Annotated in this window: 19 protein-coding genes and 1 pseudogene; 7 read left to right on the top strand and 13 right to left on the bottom strand. The window is 59.1% G+C overall.

Annotated features, from left to right (window positions below; genetic code table 11):
* Positions 1-268 precede the first annotated feature (268 nt).
* Complete coding sequence (locus HU770_RS23675; RefSeq protein WP_095063818.1) at positions 269-760, top strand: hypothetical protein; 492 nt, start codon at positions 269-271, stop codon at positions 758-760.
* The gene (locus tag HU770_RS23670; RefSeq protein WP_186665798.1) at positions 757-1,464 is read left to right on the top strand and encodes an OmpA family protein; all 708 of its coding nucleotides are present in this window, start codon (positions 757-759) and stop codon (positions 1,462-1,464) included. Before HU770_RS23675 ends, HU770_RS23670 begins: the two co-directional genes overlap by 4 nt.
* On the opposite strand, the gene HU770_RS23665 is transcribed toward HU770_RS23670, so the two are convergent.
* Positions 1,432-1,779 carry a hypothetical protein gene (locus tag HU770_RS23665; RefSeq protein ID WP_095063816.1) on the bottom strand — a complete coding sequence of 116 codons (348 nt, stop codon included), beginning with the start codon at positions 1,777-1,779 and terminating at the stop codon, positions 1,432-1,434. The two genes, HU770_RS23670 and HU770_RS23665, sit on opposite strands and share 33 nt — an antisense overlap.
* Before the next feature lie 111 nt (positions 1,780-1,890).
* Here HU770_RS23665 and HU770_RS23660 point away from each other — a divergent pair, with 111 nt between their 5' ends.
* Positions 1,891-2,502, top strand: coding sequence for a hypothetical protein (locus HU770_RS23660; protein WP_095063815.1), 612 nt, complete (start codon positions 1,891-1,893; stop codon positions 2,500-2,502).
* An 85-nt stretch (positions 2,503-2,587) separates the two neighbouring features.
* Positions 2,588-3,334 (top strand): hypothetical protein, encoded by a 747-nt coding sequence (locus HU770_RS23655; protein ID WP_186652616.1) that lies wholly within the window; start codon positions 2,588-2,590, stop codon positions 3,332-3,334.
* 26 nt (positions 3,335-3,360) lie between these two features.
* Here HU770_RS23655 and HU770_RS23650 read toward each other — a convergent pair whose 3' ends face one another.
* The 9 genes from HU770_RS23650 to HU770_RS23610 form a co-directional block, all read right to left on the bottom strand.
* Positions 3,361-3,810 carry a hypothetical protein gene (locus HU770_RS23650; protein WP_095063813.1) on the bottom strand — a complete coding sequence of 150 codons (450 nt, stop codon included), beginning with the start codon at positions 3,808-3,810 and terminating at the stop codon, positions 3,361-3,363.
* 15 nt (positions 3,811-3,825) lie between these two features.
* On the bottom strand, positions 3,826-4,251 hold the full coding sequence (locus tag HU770_RS23645) for a hypothetical protein (protein WP_186665796.1): 426 nt from the start codon (positions 4,249-4,251) through the stop codon (positions 3,826-3,828).
* Positions 4,252-4,346: 95 nt separating this feature from the next.
* Positions 4,347-5,666: a hypothetical protein gene (locus HU770_RS23640; RefSeq protein WP_186665794.1), complete on the bottom strand. Its 1,320-nt coding sequence runs from the start codon at positions 5,664-5,666 to the stop codon at positions 4,347-4,349.
* A gap of 28 nt (positions 5,667-5,694) precedes the next feature.
* Positions 5,695-6,828, bottom strand: a complete 1,134-nt coding sequence (locus HU770_RS23635; protein ID WP_186665792.1) for a M23 family metallopeptidase — start codon at positions 6,826-6,828, stop codon at positions 5,695-5,697.
* 13 nt (positions 6,829-6,841) lie between these two features.
* Positions 6,842-8,017, bottom strand: a complete 1,176-nt coding sequence (locus tag HU770_RS23630) for a hypothetical protein (protein WP_186652613.1) — start codon at positions 8,015-8,017, stop codon at positions 6,842-6,844.
* A gap of 7 nt (positions 8,018-8,024) precedes the next feature.
* Positions 8,025-9,116, bottom strand: a complete 1,092-nt coding sequence (locus HU770_RS23625; protein ID WP_227696460.1) for a hypothetical protein — start codon at positions 9,114-9,116, stop codon at positions 8,025-8,027.
* 46 nt (positions 9,117-9,162) lie between these two features.
* Positions 9,163-9,918 carry a hypothetical protein gene (locus HU770_RS23620; protein WP_095063807.1) on the bottom strand — a complete coding sequence of 252 codons (756 nt, stop codon included), beginning with the start codon at positions 9,916-9,918 and terminating at the stop codon, positions 9,163-9,165.
* Positions 9,919-9,930: 12 nt separating this feature from the next.
* Entirely contained in the window at positions 9,931-10,764 is an 834-nt protein-coding gene (locus tag HU770_RS23615; RefSeq protein WP_186665790.1) for a hypothetical protein, read from the bottom strand.
* Positions 10,757-11,275 carry a type IV secretion protein IcmW gene (locus tag HU770_RS23610; RefSeq protein ID WP_186665788.1) on the bottom strand — a complete coding sequence of 173 codons (519 nt, stop codon included), beginning with the start codon at positions 11,273-11,275 and terminating at the stop codon, positions 10,757-10,759. The genes HU770_RS23615 and HU770_RS23610 overlap by 8 nt, the downstream gene beginning before the upstream one ends.
* Before the next feature lie 381 nt (positions 11,276-11,656).
* Between HU770_RS23610 and HU770_RS23605 the strand changes: the two genes are divergently transcribed.
* Positions 11,657-12,823 carry a hypothetical protein gene (locus HU770_RS23605; protein WP_186665786.1) on the top strand — a complete coding sequence of 389 codons (1,167 nt, stop codon included), beginning with the start codon at positions 11,657-11,659 and terminating at the stop codon, positions 12,821-12,823.
* A gap of 29 nt (positions 12,824-12,852) precedes the next feature.
* On the opposite strand, the gene HU770_RS23600 is transcribed toward HU770_RS23605, so the two are convergent.
* Both HU770_RS23600 and HU770_RS23595 read right to left on the bottom strand, forming a co-directional pair.
* Positions 12,853-13,623, bottom strand: coding sequence for an NERD domain-containing protein (locus tag HU770_RS23600; protein WP_186665784.1), 771 nt, complete (start codon positions 13,621-13,623; stop codon positions 12,853-12,855).
* A gap of 65 nt (positions 13,624-13,688) precedes the next feature.
* Positions 13,689-15,539, bottom strand: coding sequence for a 3'-5' exonuclease (locus HU770_RS23595; protein WP_186665782.1), 1,851 nt, complete (start codon positions 15,537-15,539; stop codon positions 13,689-13,691).
* Positions 15,540-16,442: 903 nt separating this feature from the next.
* On the opposite strand from HU770_RS23595, the gene HU770_RS23590 reads away from it, so the two are divergent.
* Together HU770_RS23590 and HU770_RS23585 are read left to right on the top strand one after the other, a co-directional pair.
* Complete coding sequence (locus HU770_RS23590; protein WP_186665780.1) at positions 16,443-17,081, top strand: hypothetical protein; 639 nt, start codon at positions 16,443-16,445, stop codon at positions 17,079-17,081.
* A gap of 70 nt (positions 17,082-17,151) precedes the next feature.
* Entirely contained in the window at positions 17,152-17,532 is a 381-nt protein-coding gene (locus HU770_RS23585) for a hypothetical protein (RefSeq protein ID WP_186665778.1), read from the top strand.
* Positions 17,533-17,862: 330 nt separating this feature from the next.
* Here the strand turns inward: HU770_RS23585 and HU770_RS27175 are convergent.
* Positions 17,863-18,118: pseudogene (locus HU770_RS27175) on the bottom strand (hypothetical protein); the annotation flags it as partial.

Here is an 18,118-nt window from a genome sequence, read left to right as displayed (position 1 = left end):
TAGCCTGTTAGAAAAACGTTTTTTGCATGGCCGCAGTGTGCGCTACGCCTTGCGGCCGGTCAAGCGAACGCCTGTGCATCCTCAGGATTTCACCTTGACGGCAAATGGCCTCAAATTCATACTCGCCATCACGAGCAACATTTTTCTAACAGGCCATTTTGATAATTGACAGGACGTTGAACGCTGGCTGATCGGCATCGCCTCCGCATGCTGCGACGCTTGTCTTGAACATCACCGTTCAGCTGGCCCTTACAAGGAGTTTTCAGGCATGTCCTACCCATTACCGCCACTTGCTGTGGAGCCGGGCCTGAGGGTGGTGGGCGATCGCCGCGCGGCCTTGTGGCTTTTGCTGGTGCCGTTGCTGGGGGCACTGCTGGCCTTCGTCATTGCGGTCGCTGCGACCATGATGGGTGAAATGGCTGAAGGCTCGCCACGCTTCTACGCCGCGGCACTGTCGTTCTCGGTGCTTTTGTTTAGCGTGATTCTGCTGCCGGCCTACCTGCTCAGCGTGGGCTGGTACGCCTGGTGGACGCACGGCGCTGACCACCGTCGGCTGCGCCTGGGCCTGTGGCTTGTTCCGCTGGTGGCGCTGCTGTTTGCGTGGTTCCCCGTCACCTTGGTGCCAGGCCTGAAGCCACTTGGCCAGGACACTATCGACCCGCTGCGCATGTACTTGCTGGCAGGCGCACTGACGCTGCTATTGGGCTATGCCTGGTCGCTTATCGTTTTCGTGATCCTGCGGTTCTGGAGAGATGTATGAGCACCCTGATTGTCACCCCGCGCAAATTGCTACCGTTGGTATTGGCGGTCGTGTCTGCGGCGCTTGCCCCACACGCTTTTGCGGGGTTTGAATTGATTGAAAGCCCAGCCGCGCCGGTGTCTTATGTAACTACGGCGCCCCCCGTAGACGACACTGCGCAGATGCAGCAGACGATCAACGCGCTGCGTGTGGAAATCCAGAGCCTGCGGGTTCGTCTGGCAGCTGCAGAGGCCGATGCCAACGGCAGCCGCCAGGAATTGCTGGCCATCAGGGCGGGGCAGGAGCAGGTCCAGGCCTCGATCAACCACATGACGCTCAACTTCGCCTTTGGCCACTCAAGGTTCCGCCCCAACGCCGCCGATGAAGACGTGTTGGTGCGCTCTGCTCGTGCCGCGCGGCAGGTGAAGATCTTTGGCTACACCGACAGTGTGGGCACCCTGGAAGCGAATCGCCGCGTTGCCCAGCTTAGAGCGGAAGCGGCGAAGATGTACCTGGTTCGGCGTGGCGTGGAGGCCTCGAAGATCAGTGCCCAAGGCCGGGTGGGGGACTATATTGCGTCCAACGACACAGCCAATGGCCGCGCCGCCAATCGCCGGGTCGAATTCGAGTTCTCGACCACGGCCAATGACGCCAGGCCCTCCTATGAAGTCAGTGAGGGCCGCGCACCTGTATCAGGCCTGCAGGCGCATGTTATCCAGGAATAACCGTGCCTCGGCAGCTGCCGCGATCGTAGCGTCGGCGGGCGATTCCCAGGCCACCCCGTTGTAACGCAGGCTGTAGCTTTCACGGCAGGGGTGAAAGCCGATATGGGCCCAGTCGATCCCTTCGCGAGCAGCCCACTCGCCGAGGATTTCCGACCGGGTTTCGCCGGCCGTACGACGTTTTTCGATTTGCCCGACCACGTCTGCAAACAGGCGCAGGTTCTCAAGGTCGATACTGACCGAGGCCGGGCCGATATTCAGTACTCCACCCGGGTTACCGGGGGCAGCTTGAAATGCGCAATGAAACTGATGGCTCATTGATACTTCCTTGAAGTTTGGGCTGCAAACATACACACACTGTTGACAGTAACTTTGACCTTGAAGCCGCTTCAAGTTCAGTCTAGTCGACCCGGTGCAGGGAAGTTGAACATGTATTCACTTGGTGAACTTGAAGCATTCGTGGCGCAGGCCATCAGTGGCAATGTGTTTGCGCAGTCAGGCGGCGGCTTTGTCAGCGTGATGGCCAAGAGCACCCCGGCCATTCAAAAAGACATCCCGGCGGCATTCGAGATGTACACGCTGCTGGAGCATTTTTTGAAGACGTTGCCCATTCGCCATGAGGCGCTGGGCTTCGGTGCACCCACCATCAACCTCGAGCCGGGTATCGTGGTGAGTCACGACGGCGGCAAAGTGATTGCCTTGTTGCCGATCCAGGCCAACCAGTTGGGCGACGTGGCATTCTGGCTGGCCGATGCGCTGCCCAGCCGAGAGGTCAAGGCCATGCCCGGAACGCTGGCACTGATGTTCACTGTCGAAACCCACGATGCGATAAATCACCTGCTGCCCGAATGGCTGGCCGCTTTCTATGTCCAAGGGGATGCACGGCATTGTGTGCCGATCCTGGCGCTGAAGTCGGTGCTGGAAGACGAACGTTTCGGGGGCGACTGGGTAGCGGTCGCCGTGCACCGGCTGACGGAGTTCGCCTTGCCCCAGGCAGCGGCGGAGCAGGCAGCCGGCGCCGAGATCAAGACCACACGTTAGGCGCTGTCAGCCCTGATCGCGGCACCCATCATCTAGAGTGTGAGGCGTGTGACGCGACGATGCGCCAATGGAAGGAGGTAACGAAATGGACCAAAACTGGGCAGCACGCAAGGGCAACATGAGCCTGGACGGCGGCTACAACGGCTCTGCGCAACAGGCCGAGGCCAACCTCCACGTTGGCCGCGACCAAGGGCGCCGGGAGGGCTTCGAGCAGGGGCGCTCCCACGGTTATTCACAAGGCTGGGATGCCGGCGCGGCCCACGCCAACCAGAAGCTGGAGCCGCTGCGTGGGCACGTGCGCCAGTACTTCGCAGAAGCGGTACAGCTCAGGGACCATGTGAAGCGTCAGAAGGCGGTAATCGACCTGATGTACGAGCAGTTGTCGCAAGTCGCCAAGGCCAACGAAGCCAACCGCAGCGCAGTGGCCGAGGAGGCCCGCCTGACCAGTGTGGTCGCCGCCCTCAACAGCGCCAATGAGTTGCAGGAACTCACCATCAAGGCGATGGAGAAGCAATTCGAGTCCACGTTTGCGCAATCTGAGCTGAAGACCGAACAGTACCAGCGCACCCTGGTCTTCACGCAGGCGGCACAAGGGCTGCTGGAGGAGCTTGCCGGCGAAGATACGCCTGAGGCCCGGCGTATCCGTGAGCGGTTCGTCGAGCGTTATCAGCAGCAGGTGGCGCTGGGCCTGCGTGAGGGGCACATCCAGCGCCCGCCGGAGCAGGATGAAACGTTCCAGAAACAGCTGCCTGAAACACACCAGTTCATCCTGAGCATGCAGGCGGCGGTTGCACCGCGCTCGCAACCGGACGACTCGGACCCAGCGCCCTAGGCGCTGAGCCGGGCAGCCTCGGCTGGCTATTGCGCCGGGGCTTCAGCGGGCGGCAGTGGGGCAGGTGGGGGCGCGTAAGGGGTCTCATGGCCAGGGTTGCCAGGCTCAGCGCCTTGGCCGCCGGAAGGTGGGGCGTCCGGCGGCACGCACACCAACCCCGTTCGCACCTGTGCAGGGTACTGCTGCACCTGATACCCATACGCCGGCGGTTGGCGCATTTCGGGGGCCTGGCAGGTGCCTTCGACGACCCCCTGCTGAGGCGTGGCGAAGTCACAACGTTCACCTTCATAGCGACCGGAACACGACCGGTAGGCGGATACGGGGGTGATCCGCGTCGGTACTGGCACGTAGATGGTGGTGTTGCGCGGCAACTCCTGCCACTGCTCTTCAGCCGGCTCAGGGGCGTTCTGAGCCTGGGCAGCACTCACCAGGGCCAATGCGCTCAACGCCAGGGCGATCGATAGGGTGTTTTTCACAGGCGCCTCCAGGCATTACATGCCAGGTTCGTAGTCCGAACCGCTGGTGCGTGCGGGTGCCGGGTCGCTGTGATCCAGACCGGCATCCACGTCTAAGCCACGTTCTTTCATCTCACTGATCATGTATTCGTAACCGACTGTGAAATGGGCCATGTCGTAGCCAGGGTCAGCCTGTTTGATCTTCGACGACAGCGAGACGATTTCCAGTTTCACCGGGTCAGGTGTTTCGTCGGTATCCCAGTTACCCGAGTTGTTCTCCAGGTTGTTCAAGTGGAAGGCCTGGCTGAACGCCTTGCCATCCACGGTGATTTCCTGGGCCAGTTTCTGATAGAGGTTCTTGCCACCCAGGCCCTCGTCCAGGCTGGCATCGACCACCCGCAGGAAATCCAGATGGGCCTCTGGCGTGGCGGTGAGTTCTTTCCAGTTGCTGTATTCTTTCATTCCGTTCTCCTTGCTTGGATGTTTATGCCTGCGCCTTCATGGCTCCATTCGGCATTGGCCTGGTGCTGAGCCTGCCGCCGGGGTGGCGGCCCCCATCACGGGGTGTAATCGTTGCCTGACGATGGGCCCGAAGGCTTGCCACGGACCATGTCGACGATCCCTTGGAGCATTTCCTTGAGCCGCTCGGCGATGCGCTGCATGACGTCTTTGAGGCGCTCCAGGTGCGATTGCGCTTCGCCGTCGAAGGCCGGTGTATTGCCGGCGTTGGCATGCATGCTCTGGCTGGACGTTTCGAGCCGGTTCTTGAGCTTGTCGTAATGCGGGCTGCCGTCGGTTTCCGGGTTCAGCAGCTCTTCCTGGGCGCGCCCGTATTGCCGCGCCCAGCCGGTGAGGGCCTTGTCCATGGCTTTTTTGTTGCTCTGGGCCTCGGGCGACTGGCCTACAGCCTCGACGAATGTTTCGTGCAGGTCGGTGAATTCGCCATCGGGCTTCATCTTCTCGATCACTTCGGGCACGGTCAGGCCGGTTTGCTCGGCGCGCGCTTCGATCTGCTGGCGAACCTGGGGCATGTTGTCCGCATTCCAGAAGGCAACATGTGCCTTCTCGTAGTTGCTGGCGGCTTTCTCGACCTGATCGACCCGGTATTCGGAAAGGCGAGGCAAAACCGGCACCCGGCCAGCCGTTTCTTCCGAGAACGCAGGCTCTGCGGCTTCCTGCGCCTTTGAGCCGCCGCGCCAGGCATTGGCCAGCGCGTCCGCACCCTTGCCCAGGCCCTGCATGGCAGCACCCGTCAACGACGCGACGCCACCCACCAGCTCGGCAGTGCCACGCAACAAGGTTTCGGCACCATTGGCCTCGCGCTCCGAGCGTTTGCCAGAGGCAGCGTCATTCTCATGCAAGGAGGCGTTGATCCGCCGCACTTCCTCGGGGTCGAGCGAGTCCATTTTCTTCTTCACATCGCCCGCCACCTGCATCAGCGCATCGAGTGCCACGGGGTCGATCTCGGTGCGGGCAGTTGGCGCCTGGCTGGCGGGGGTATCCCGGCCGGCAGCCGTCCCCTGCGGCGTTGCGTTGGCGTCAGCGGCCTGCAACGCTGCCGCATCGATCGAGCGGGCGCTCCAGGTGGCTTGCGCCGAATGCTCGGCGTTGCCTTGGTAATCCAGCTGCACAGCCTGGCCGCGCTGCACTGCAGCGCCGCGTATGGCTTGCTCAAGCTCGGCGCCCCACAGGGTTTGCTCGCCAGCGGGGGATTTCAAGGTGACGTAGTAGCTTTTCGGTTGTGCAGGGTCGTTGTGAGCGGGCGCCGCGCCATGATGGACCAAGATGCCTGCGTAACTGCGCCCTGGCTCGGCGTGCGGCCCGGCAGCAGAGTGAGCGACGGCCGGTTCAGGCTTCTCGAGTTCTTTGGGTTCCATCTTTGATTACCTTTTCGTGGGCGCCGCGTTATTCAATGGATCTGGACACAGCTCCTTTCTGGGCGCGCTGATGCGCCCAATCGGTCTGTGCCCGTTGACCTGCCAATTTCTGCGACGCGTAAACGGCAAGCAATGCTTCAACTTTTTCTTTCTTGCGATAAATCGCTTCCGACAGGTAATTGCTGACACCTGTCGCCCGGTTGTAGTCGACCCACAGGGCGCGGCTGGAAACGTGCGTGATGCTGTTGTTCCACTCAGCGTCGCTGAACCGCCGTGTCGCTTCAGTCATCATCATTTCCGAAACCGACATGGTGTCGTAGCCACCAATGGGGGCTGTCGGCAAGGCACCATAGCCATCGGCGTCAGACAAGTACATCTCAGGTGTTTTGCCATCTGCTTCGGCGAGTGCGGCATCGGCGTTGGCAGCGGCCACCTGCACGGGTTCGGCCGTGGAGTCGGGGGCGACGCCGCCTGAGGGCACATTGCCGAACAGGATCTGGTGTTGCGCCTTGGTATCCTTGCCCAGGATCGGGTAGTGCTCCGGGTGGCCATCCTGAATGGAATAAGTTTGGCAGAAATAGGGTGCCGGGTCAGTCTTGTAGCCAATGTCGTCCTGGCGATTGAACACGGGCGGTAACTGGGCCGGGTTAAAGGGCCCACGGTGAGCATTTTCGGCAAACGCCTTGGCCCTGGCCGCATCCTTTTGCGCGGTGCCATAGGTGAAGTGCAAATGCTTGGTCATGCTGCTGCTGGGCGTATTGCCCGACAGGCCAAGTTGCTGCCCGGGTTTTACCGTAGCGTAGCGCTTCACGCCATTAGCAAAACCGCTAAGGTGGTAATACGCGACGATATCGCCGTTGTCCCGTTTGATCAGCACTGTGTTGCCCGCCGACCCTCGGCTTCCGACAAATGCGATGACACCTTCAGTGGTCGCGTACACCGGTTGCGACGCGCCACTGGTAGAGAAGTCGAGGCCATCGTGCATGTGCGCTTTCTTGTTGGCCGAGCCGAAGTTGCCCGAGCCGCCGCCGCGGAATTTGCCGAAACGCCCGGAAACAACTTCCTTGTCGGTCGGCGATACCATGCAAGTGTCGGCTATGGCGCTGTGGGCGTAAACCGCCAGCCCCAAGGCAGCCACGCCTCGCAAGATCGTTCTGTTCATACCTTGCGCTCCGTCACTTAACACTCTGCTTCACGTTTTGCTTGGCGGCATCCGAGGCGGCTTGGCTGGTGCGGGCTTGTGCGCCACCTGCAGTAACTTCCAGCGACACCAGCGAAGCCAGTTGGGCTTCCATGCTTTCGTATTGGCGGTACTGCTTCTCTTGGATGGCCAGGTCCAGCGCCTTGATCTTCAGCAACTCGACCAGCGCGCCGCGCTCGTTCTGCGCCGCCATCACCCGGGCCCAGCTGTCGTATTCGGCGGTGTTGCCCGAATAGCGTTTGACCTCGTTACGGAAGTGCACCGCCAGCGGCAGGTCGGAGCCTGTCTCCTTGCCCTCTACACCCGAGTAGTCGAGCTGGATGGCCTTGAGGCTGGAGAGTGCAGGCGAGACCAGCGCGTCTTTACGGGCCTTGGACAGGGAATAGTCTTCGGCGGCAGACGATTTGCCGGCCGATGCTGGTACCGGGCCGTCAGGCAGGCCAGCGATGTTGTTGACGAACCCGACCTTGGCCTCGTACAGCGTTTCGCCTTCCATGGCGGGTTCGAACAAGGTAGCCACGGTCAGGTCGGCGCCGGGCATCGACCCGGTCGATTGGCACATGCCCGAATCGGCCTGGTCTTGCGTGCAGAACTTCTGCCGTGCCTTCACCAGTGCTGACTGGGCGCTGATCGGCTCGGCATAGGTGCCCGGTGCGGCGACGATCTCGGCTTTGACCCGTTGGCGAACCTCGGTGGTCATGTCGGCATCGCGGTTGCTCATCAGCGTTCGGGTCGAGTAGACCTTGCACGGCGAGAAGCCTTGGCCGAACTCACCGCCATAGTCGAAGCGGGCCTGCTTGACCCGCTGGGTCTGCGCCAGCACGTTCAGCGCGGTCGCCGTTTGTTGCGCCGCATTGCGCCCTGCCTCGGCAACGGTGTTGGCCGACAGGGCTTTCTGCTTGGTCATTACCGCGATGGCGGAGGTCAGGCGCTGGCTTTGGGTCTCGAGCAACGCCGAAAGGGAGGCGTCGACTGTGGACACCGCCCCGTTGAGCGTCTGGGTAGCCGCCGTGAACGCCGGCGCCACGACGGTTTCCTGATACTGCGGTGGGCAGTAGGCCCAGGCCAGCGTAGAGGTGAGGGCCAGCGATATGCCGAACGACACCTTCCATTTACGCGACTCGCGCGCTTCGTCGAAGTCCTTTTTCATACGCATCTCATTGCACCGCCTGCTTGGCGGTTTCAGACAGCACCTTCTGATAACGCGACTCCAGCGGCGCGTCGAGGCGGTCGGACGAGGCGACCACCAGTGTCGCCAGGTTGGCGATCAGCCGTTGGTTCTGCTCGTACTGCTGCTGATGGATCCATACTTCGAGGCCGCCCATCTTGGCGGCCTCCACCAATAGCCCGCGCTGGGTCTGGCGCGCCAGGTTGCCCGACCACTGCTCGGCTTCCTTGCCGCCGAAATACTGGTTCACACGCAGCTTGAGCACTTCGTTGGGCGACTTGCCGCCGAACTGGGTGCTGCGGGTGTTGGCTGCGTTGATGGTCGACAAGCTGTAGGCCGGCACCGACAACATCGAGTCCTTGCGGTTTTTCTGGACCATGTAGGTTTCACCGGCAGGCGTCGCACCGGCCTCTTTGGCAAGCTTCTCGTCCGGCGGGCCAATCACATGCTGAATGTAGGCAGTACGCGCTTCGGTCGTCAGCGAGTTCTCTTCCGCAGGCTCGAACAGCAGGGCGGCATTGGTATCGCCGCCGGGCAAGGCGCTGAGCGTGCACAGCCCGGCATCCGCCTCTGCGGCGGTACAGAACTTGTCGCGGTGCTCTTTCAGGCGCGCTTGCATCGCCTGGGAGGTTGACGTCACCAGGCGACCCGGGGAGGCGTCGAGTACACCGACTGCCGCCTTGGCCTTGGCGGCCAGGGTGGTGAAGGCCAGGTCCATCGACTTGTTCTTGGCCACCGTACCGCAAGGGTCGAAGCCTTGGCCGGTCGCCGCGTTGAAGTCAAGGTAGGCTTTGGCGACCGCAGTGTTCTGCTGCTGCGCACGAATGGCGTTCACCAGCTGTTCAGACGTTTGCCGGTTGTTGTCCGCCACCACGTTTGCAGACAGCGCTTCCTGCTTGGTGGCAATGGCCACCGCCGAAATGATCTGCTCGAACTTGGTCGTCATCTGCGCACCGAAGCTGGTGCCAAAGGCGGCAATATTGGCGCCCACTGTCGCCGTGTGCGTCGATATCTGCGCTGCGGTCCATGCCTCTGCGGGGCCGAAACCGTACAGCGCACCGTAGGAAACACTGGAGAGCATTGTCGACCCCGCGACAATGCCCGCTAACTTGAGCCGAAAATTCATATCACTGCCCTGTGAGCATTGGCACGCGACGGTCCGTCACTTGCCCTACGAGAGAGTTGGCAGCCATCGCGCTCATCGCCGAGGTGGCGAGCTGCTGCGACTGGGCGGCGTTGCAGGCGGCTGAGGTGCAGTCGATGTGCGCCTCGGCGCGCTGATCGGTGATCATCGCGGTGTAGGCATACGCTGCCGCCTCGCCTTCGGGGGCGAGGGTGTTCTCGCTGAACGGCCCGGCGTAATCCACATCCCAGCCCTGCATGCCGTTGGCGTTGAGCGTGCACATGCCCTGCCTGGCCTCGGACACGGTGCAGTAGGTATCGCGGTGCATGGCCAGGGCCGACTGATCGGCCGTAACCCTGGAGCCCACACGCTGGGAGGCGTAAGTGGCCATCAGCCTTGCCGTGTCCTTGTCACGCTGGGACACGGCCTCCACGAACAGCTTGCCCTGCTCCTGGGCCGTGCATTTGATGGTTACCGGCTGCCCAACGGCAGAATCGAACGATGTCACGGCCTTCATCACCCGGTCGGACATGTCGATGGTGCCTACCGCGTTGGCCAGCTGCTTTTTCGAGTCGCTGTCCACCTGCGAGACGACGTTGGCCGACAGCGCGGTCTGCTTGACCGTCACCGACCAGGCACTCATTTCGCTCTGCATCGTGTTGAAGAACGTCAGCACCGATGCCCAGGTCAGCGCCTGGGCCGGCAGCGCCGTGGCCCCGACCGCAAGACCCACCGCCAGAACTGCTGCGATCTTTTTCATCGACAGCCCCTTTTAGTTGAACAGGCCCGCAGCGGAGCTGGACGACCCGCTGTTCGAGTTTGGCGAGGCACTTGGCGTGCTGACGGGGGCCGGTGCTGCGCTGGCAGGCGCCGCTACGCTGTTGGTGCTTGCTGGGGCCGTGGTACCCGTGCCGGCACCGGCACCACCGCCGAAGTCGGTCTGCACGTAGTTGAACGGGTTCACATCCACGGTGTAGGTGGCTTCGTAGCCTGCCGCGGCGTTGTGGTAGCCGCTGCCCAGCTCTGGGTCGAGCGTGCTCATGCCCTGGCTGACCAGGCCGTTGGTGAGGCCGTTGAGGTCGCCCAGCGAGGTGCCGCTGCTGACCTTGCCAATCGCCTGGTTGATTGGCGTGGTAACCATCGAGGCGACCTGCTGTACCGCCGAACACACCTTTTTCTGCGCATATTGCAGAACTGCCGCCTGGGCGGAGGCGAGGATGCTGCCCAGGCTCGGGATGGAGCCCGAGAGGTCGAACAGGCTGCTAAGGCCACCGAAGCAATCCGCCGTGGCGCTGAACAGCGACTCGACATTGGGTGTGGCCGACGCCAGCTCGGTATGGATCTTCAGCGCATCGCCGATGGAGGCGCCAATGGTGCCTTCCTTGGTGCCCTCGGCGCAGTCCTCGGCATCGGCCTTGATGGCATCGGCGACGACCGAATCCTGCTGCGAGATCAGGCTGCTCGACGTCGCGCCCAGGCTGCTGGTTGCCCCGAAAGCCGGCCCGGTCAGCACCAGCCAGGCGCCCAGCACCCTGCCCAGCACCGCGCGCTTGCCCACAGATTTGCCTATCGCCTGTGCGACAGGGTTCAAGCGTCCCTTATACATCTGCGTAACTCCCCATGATCTGTGATATCTCGCGCAGCCGCTCCCCGCAGAAAATCTCGCTGAGCAGGTGCGTCTTGCTGAAGGCATCCAGCCGACGCCGAAACGCCGCCAGGTCCATCGACTGCGCTGAGTCGCTGCCTAACAGCGCGGCCAGCGCCCCGGTGAAAGCTTCATTGCGTTGCGCGATATACCGCACCAGGTACATGCAGCGCGACGAAGTGAGGTGTGCCAGCAGCTCGGCGAATGGCTGCGGAAGCCGATGCAGCACGCGCGCATAGGCCTCCACGAAGGTTTGGATTTCTTGCATCAGCAGCTGGATTTCGAACTGTTGCCCGGGAGCGTCTTCGTCAAAGTCCACGGCCCAGCGGTCCACGCGGTCCATGGCCATCAGAAAATTCAGCAGCTGGACATTGCGCGACGACGCGGCGAAGTGGCCCAAAACGCCGTGTGCCGTGAGATCAAGCTGGTCGATGGGCGGCACGGCCGCATCTGAGGTTCTGTCTTCGTCCATTCCCTGCACTCGCTTAAAGCATACTGAAATACGCTAAAATGCATCCTGTTTCTAATTCTCTATCAAAAAGACTGGCGTATCAACTTTTTGACATGGTGGTAATGTGTTTGATCGTAAGGCAAATGGCCATATCTGACCCGCCTGCGGGAGTGGCGCTATGAAAAAATCGGCTATCAAACAAGTGGTTGCATTTTCGCTGGGAGGGTTTGGGGGGGCTTCCCTGTGGCTAGCCAATCCCCTATAGTGGCCCGCGCCGCCAGGCCTACTTGTACGCGAGTAAAAAATGGCATCTGTACTCCACATACTTTGATCAAGCCTCTCGCTCGTCGATACGGCTTAAACGCGTACCCCACTGCATCGACGGGCCTTGAGGATTGACTCATGACGCTCAAAGATCTTGTTTTCGCCGTTCGCCAGGGAATCAACTCCCGCCTCGGTTCCAAACTCTCCGTTGGCCATACCTACGAAATGCTCGCAGCCCTGATGGGCTATGGCTCGTTCGCCAGCTTGAGCAGCCAGGCATTCATCATCAGCTGCGGCAACGGAGCCATTGATGTAGGCGATGCACAGGTTGCCTTCGGCTGCCAATACTCCCTCGAGCGAGCCGCTCAGAGGCACCGGGCAATCAGGGCTCAGGGTGACGCTCACGCCACAGCTGCAAAGCTCAAGGAAATTGCTGAAAGCTTGGAGCTGGTTGCCATTCCCCATGCTGCCCTCATCAGCCTTTTCGAAGGTGGCCTCGACGACTGCCAGGCTGACGTGCTCATTACGTTTATGGAGTGCATACAGCCAGACGACGCACCAACGATGGCAATAGCCCTCGGCATGCTTGAGCAGGAGTGTGCTCGCAAGCCTGCACTGCACTACCCGATCTCGCAGATCTACCAGGCGATGGTGGATGAAGAAGCAGATAAGTCGGATTACTGGTTGAAACAGCGGCGTGCCGGACGGGTGCTTTCCGAGGTAGAGGAAATCTTTGCGAACGAAGCGGCGGGTTACAAGCATGTTCGTGACCGCTATCAGTACCACTACGATTGTGCGGTCGCCGGCCATAACCCATACGCACTGATCGACGCGGCCGCCGACGCATTAGGCAAACGTGATTTGAATGCGGCCCGTGCCCATCTCCAGTTATTGAAAGACTCGGACTCGCCGTATGTTGTTTGTGAGACTGCCTCGGTCGTGGTCAGGTCAAAACTGAAAGATGACTGCGCCTACTGGGCGGCAAAGGCCGCTCCGTTGGGGCACATCAAGTCCATGCGTTGGTTGGTCGAGCAAGCTGAAGGCACACCAACGGTGGATACCTGGACCTGGATCTATCTCAGCAAAATGCTCGGCGAAGATGTGACCGCCTCAAACGTCCGCGCTTACCATGACGGCGGGCTCTATGACGGCCAGGAGTATGACGACGATTGCGGTGGCCCCATGTGCTTTGACGGTGACCTCGGGCTGAACGTGCGAGCACTTGATGCTGCCGGTGACAAAGCAGCCCGACACGAAGCCCGCCGGTTGAAAGCTGAACTGAAGGGCCCTGGTCGTATCGGCTGAATCGACACGCCCGCAAGCCCCTCTCACGCTTAAAGACTCTGCATCGTTCGGCATTTGGGGAATGCCGAACAACCCCAAAACTGCTGCCCTGCCTTCGCCCCTGATTTGGCGGTCCGAACCAGCAGCGCATTGCCACATTTAGGGCATTGCCGCTCGGCTGTCGGGTCGCTGCGGCGTTTCAGGTTTTGCACATGCTCGCGGTGGGTAGCGCGGGTAGGGGCACGGCGGCCGGTTTGCAGGGTTTGCAGCATGGCGTTCACATCGGCCTCGGTGAACACCGGCTGATTAAACGATTTGATGTAGCGAATGAACTTGCTGCCTTGGGTAACGTTTGCAGGCATCTGCGTTTTGAACGTGCTGTCACCGACGAAGGTGATCACCGAGTGCAGGTGCTCGGCATTCACGCCCAAGGTCGTTTCCAGTGCTTTGAGGTGCTTGTAGTTCTGCCGCAGCGGGTTCTGGAATTTGAACGTGCGCTTGTAGAGCTTCTGCGTCCACTGGGGCTGCTTTTCGCTGCCGAAGATCCAGCCGTTCATATTCTTCGTTTCCAGCACGAAAATACCGTACACCGAGACGAAAACGTGGTCGATCTGGGTGGTGCCGTCCGGGGTGTCCAGGGTGATGTTGTGCAGGCGGCGATAGGTTTGCTCGTTCAGGTACAGGTAGGCGAAGTAGCGTACAAGCAGCTCGCCGAGGTAGCCCTTTACACCTGGAGACTTGAGTGCGAAAAGCAAGATGACGAGGGGGATGAACCAGCTCAGGGGGATCCAGTGCTGGGCGATGATGGGTGTGAAGTCCATTTCTTACCTTACAAAAATATGGGTGACAGCGGCTATTCCAAACCGCTGTACGAACAGCCGTTGACCTAAAGGCTGGCTTTTACTTGAGCGATTGCTTCCCCGAGACGTTCGGTGAAGCCCGACTCACCTTGATGGCTCATTACCAGGCGATCGACTGCGCGCGTCATCGCCACGTATAGCAAACGCATCTCGTCAGCTTCATCTTCGCCCTTGGCTGGCATTTCATGCAGGCGCGGGATCATCACAAAACCAAACTCCAGCCCTTTGCTGGAGTGCATGCTGACGATTTTTACCGAATGGTGGGCGTAAAGCTTTGTGCGCTGAGAGCTCACGCGTGCGGTGGTGTAGGGGATACCTGCCGCCTTTAGCGCCTCTTCAACCCAGAAGGCCTGCTCGGTATGCCGGTAAATGACCGCCATGTCGTCCCAGGCTCTGCCGTTTTCATGTTCTGCCCTCAGCCTAGTAACCAGGCATTGCGCCTCTTGTGCAGGCCCAGCAAGGCTTAGAAGCTGTGGCATCTCACCCCGGCGACCTGCACTTTGGGGGGCAAGCACAGGTACATGGTCGTCTTCGGCGTCGCGTGCGCTTAGCAACTCCTTGGAGAATGCATGGGCAACCGACAGCACTTCCAGCGTGTTGCGATAATTGATACGCAGCACCGTGGTACGGCCAGAAGCCTTGATGCCTACGCTGGCAAAACTGAACGCCAATTTTGTGCTCGGCGCTTTGCCGCGATAGATCGCTTGGGCGTCGTCATACAGTACCAATAGGTCCTCGCGCTCACGATCAACCTGATGTACGACCAAACGGAACCACTCGGGTTTGAAGTCATGCCCTTCATCAATCAGGATGGCACCGTACTGTTCGGGCGCGAGGGCGCCGCTTTCCATTTGCCGAAGCACCTCTTCTTCCAGTGCTTGAATAAACTTCGCCCCTTTCATTTCGGGGATGGCGAGTTTTGCTTGGGTCAGCAAACTGTGGCACCAGGCGTGAAAGCCTACGACGGTTACCTTGTGCTCCTGGCGGTGCTGTTGCAGCACCTGGTTCAAACGCGCGGCAAGTGTTTTGTTGAAGCACAAGACCAGCACCGGTTTAGTGGCTGCGCGAGCCAGGTACAAGCAGCGATAGACCAGGATCATGGTTTTACCGCTACCTGCCACACCGTGGATCACCCGATGGCCATCGCCCATTGAGCGCGCCAACTGCTCTTGCTGAAGGTCCATCACTTTCAGCAGGCAGGGAAGGGGCGCGTCTTGTTCACTGAACAACCCGAACTGGGCGGGGGCAGGGCTCAAGCGGATCTCTGGAAACAAGTGATAACGCACTCGGTCGATCTGTTCTGGTACCAGATGCACGGGAAACTGATGGACCAGCATCTTGCAAACTTGCTGTTCGAATACGCTGCTGTCGGCGGTTTCGTACATCTCGTCCTTGCAGATGACCCGCGTGCCCTCCATCGCGGCACCAAGCTGTCTTGCCTCGAACTCTTTGCGAGTGATCTCGGTGAGCACCACCCCCCAGCTGTACGGCATGATCAGCTTGCCGGGCCGGTAAGCCTCAGCACCTTGGGTCAGCGCGCTGTCTTTCTCCAGTGCCTGAACGGTTTCAAAGGCATTCTTGCGGGCCTGCGCCAGGGGATTGATAACGGTTTTTTCCTGACCATCATCATATTTTTTCACATCGCTGGCCGTTATCGAGATCAGCGAAGTCATTTTCCAGTCTTTGACTTCGAGCACCAATAGCCCGATTTTAGGGTGCAACAGGACAAAGTCAGGTTGCAGACCTTTTGGGCCTACTGGCACGTTGAACCAGCATAGCCAGTCGTTTGAGAGCTTTTTCTCGAGTCGCTCCGCCAGGCGTTTTTCGCCGGGAGCGTCGAAGCGACAGGCACTGAGTGCCGGGAAGAGTTGGGCCATATCCTTATCGTCCATATCCAAAAACGCCGTGCACAGTAGGATTTAATGCTGCGAGGTGCAAATCCAAAAGGGGGAGGGAGCGGTTTGGGGTAGCGGCGCTGGAGGATTCACTGACTGCGATGGTGGGCCGTGAGGGGAGGGCTGGGGGTAAGCGTTAAGCCGAGGCGGCTTGATTGGGTTTACCAAGTATCAGCTGATAGGTGAGCCGGGGTGGTCTGAATTGATTGGCTAAGCCTATATTTTCGCTGAAAAAATTCTGTTCAAAAAGTAGTTCTGGAATACCAATTGGAAGACCGAAAGCCAGATTTCACGAGGTGCGGGCTCATCTAAGGCTGTGACGGTGAGAGTTCACTCTGAGGCTTTGAGTCAAAGATGCTGTACCACCAGAAGCTGACGGTCAGGATCAGAGAAAATGCTGCCTAGTGCTGAGTGCTGGTAAAGACGCAGTAACACACTGCGAAATTCGCATGAGCTGCCTGGACCTCAGCGAACCTATTCCTGCCGCACGGTGTAACTCTCCTGCAATAGACACGATCTGTGAGAATCGGTAGAGTCGCAGGCGAATTTGCTCCCGCGTTTGGTCGAGCAAAACTGGTTGCTCATCCATGGTGTATAACTCCCTTATACGCTCATCTGCACGCTGAAAGCCTCAGCCTAGACACGGATAGACAAAGGAACAAGGAATGTTATGCGTCCGTAAGCTTGGATGGGTGGGATATGTCTGCGACTTTTTCTGCACAATCTCGATGGAATGCGATCGGTGCTATATTTGCTACCATTTCAATATTGCTACAAGCACTTATTCAGATCCTTGATTTCGTATAAAAATTGGTTCAATCGTTCGCTTCGCTCACTGGGATGGGCTAAAGCCCGCCCCTTAACCAAACGCTAGGCCTCCTATACATGACCGCACTCGTATTCGCACTTCAACCCGATCAAGTTTGCGTCGCAATGGACACTTTGGTGGTTGGAGCTGATGACCGCATGCCGCTGGCCTTTCAACGTAAGTTCCTGTCCGTTCCAGACTCTGATCTGTTGGTCGCAGGAACCGGCCACGCCGGTTTCGTAACTGGCTGGTTTGGTTACCTGCAAACCCTGATGTGTTTAGGAGATGTTGATAACGTCGGATCCATCGCGCCAAGTGTGCTCAAGGCATCAGCAGATGCAGCTGGCGGGCTCGGATCCATTACCACAACGATCTATCACTTTGGCTACTCACGAGCAGAGGGGCAGTACGTTGGATATGCCTACAGATCAATCGCCAACTTCCAACCGGAGCGTCTTCCTTACGCGCTTGGATTAAAGCCGCAGGTTCCGGTCCCGGCCACAGACAATATCCAATTTCCGGATTTCATGATCGATATTGTCGTGCGCCAACAGCAACACGATCGGTCCCAACCAGTCCAGCATCAGCTAGGCATCGGTGGGGAGATTGATTTTGTCGTTCTTTCAGGCCGAACTACGCGCGTCGAGACCGTGCACCGCTTCATCTCCTACGAGAGCGAAAAGCAGCACATCGAGGGTCGCGAGGCGGAGGCCTAAAAATTTATTCAATCCGACGCCACTTTGTGGCGCGGCTTAATCCTGTATTTAGCCTCTTAGAGATCCGAACATGGTTATCGAAGCATTGTCTGCCATTATTGACGCCGCTAGATTCTGGAAAGAGAAGAGTAATGAGACATCTGAAGAGCTCAGAAACAAGCGAGAGGCTCTACAACTGGTAATGGATGCCGTAATCGCAACAAAGGCCTACTTGTACGATTTAGAGCAAGGAACCGAGCCATCTCGCGACCAAGAAAGAGAGCTAGCGCGAAAATGGAGCCATGCATCAATGGCTATCAGCGATTATGACTATCAGCTTTATACTTCAGCCCGACTAAAGGCTTTAGGCTGGGCAGACCCCCGCGAATGGAAGAGAGCAGAACTACGCCCTTGGGTCATAAAGCTTGATGTAATTATCGACCAATGCCAATATATTCTCAGTAAAGGCTAACAATTCGCTCAACTATCGCTCGCTCCGTTCGCTGGATAGCCAAAAGCTACGCTTTTGCCTGCCCGTTGGCTTAAACGTTAGGCCCTATTGAATTAGAGGGCAGCATAGAGCTAGAAGGACTCGATAGTACCAAGAAAAGGAAAAGCTGGATTGCATCAACCCTTACCACATTAGAGGGCGTAGCCGTATCTCTCTTAGTCGCTTTATATCAAGTAAGCCTGAGTGAAGAGCAAGCTCAAGATGCTGAGAAAGAGCGCTCGAAATCGGTTAATAGAGAACTAGTTAAAACTGTCGAAGAGCACGTTATCAATCAGGGCTCGCTGGATATATCTAGGCTCTGTACGAAAAGAGATGTCGCAAACGCCGCATGGAACAAGCCAGTGAGACCATTGCTGCATAGCTTTTCGCAAGCTTGTCGAAGCGTGTCACGATGCGGCGGTTCTCTTTCAGCCAGCCAAACATGTGCTCGATAATGTGTGTCCGCTCCATGAAGCCCACATTCCAAGCGACTACCTGAAGCCCGATGCTGCGCTCCCGATTTCTTTCTGGAGCCAGTCCGCCATGATGCGTCCCGACAGCAAAGTCG

This window comes from Pseudomonas sp. SWRI68 (assembly GCF_014269165.1).
Lineage (GTDB): Bacteria > Pseudomonadota > Gammaproteobacteria > Pseudomonadales > Pseudomonadaceae > Aquipseudomonas > Aquipseudomonas capeferrum.
The sequence above is the reverse complement of the archived record's forward strand: the minus strand, read 5'-3'. Positions and strand labels throughout refer to the sequence as shown.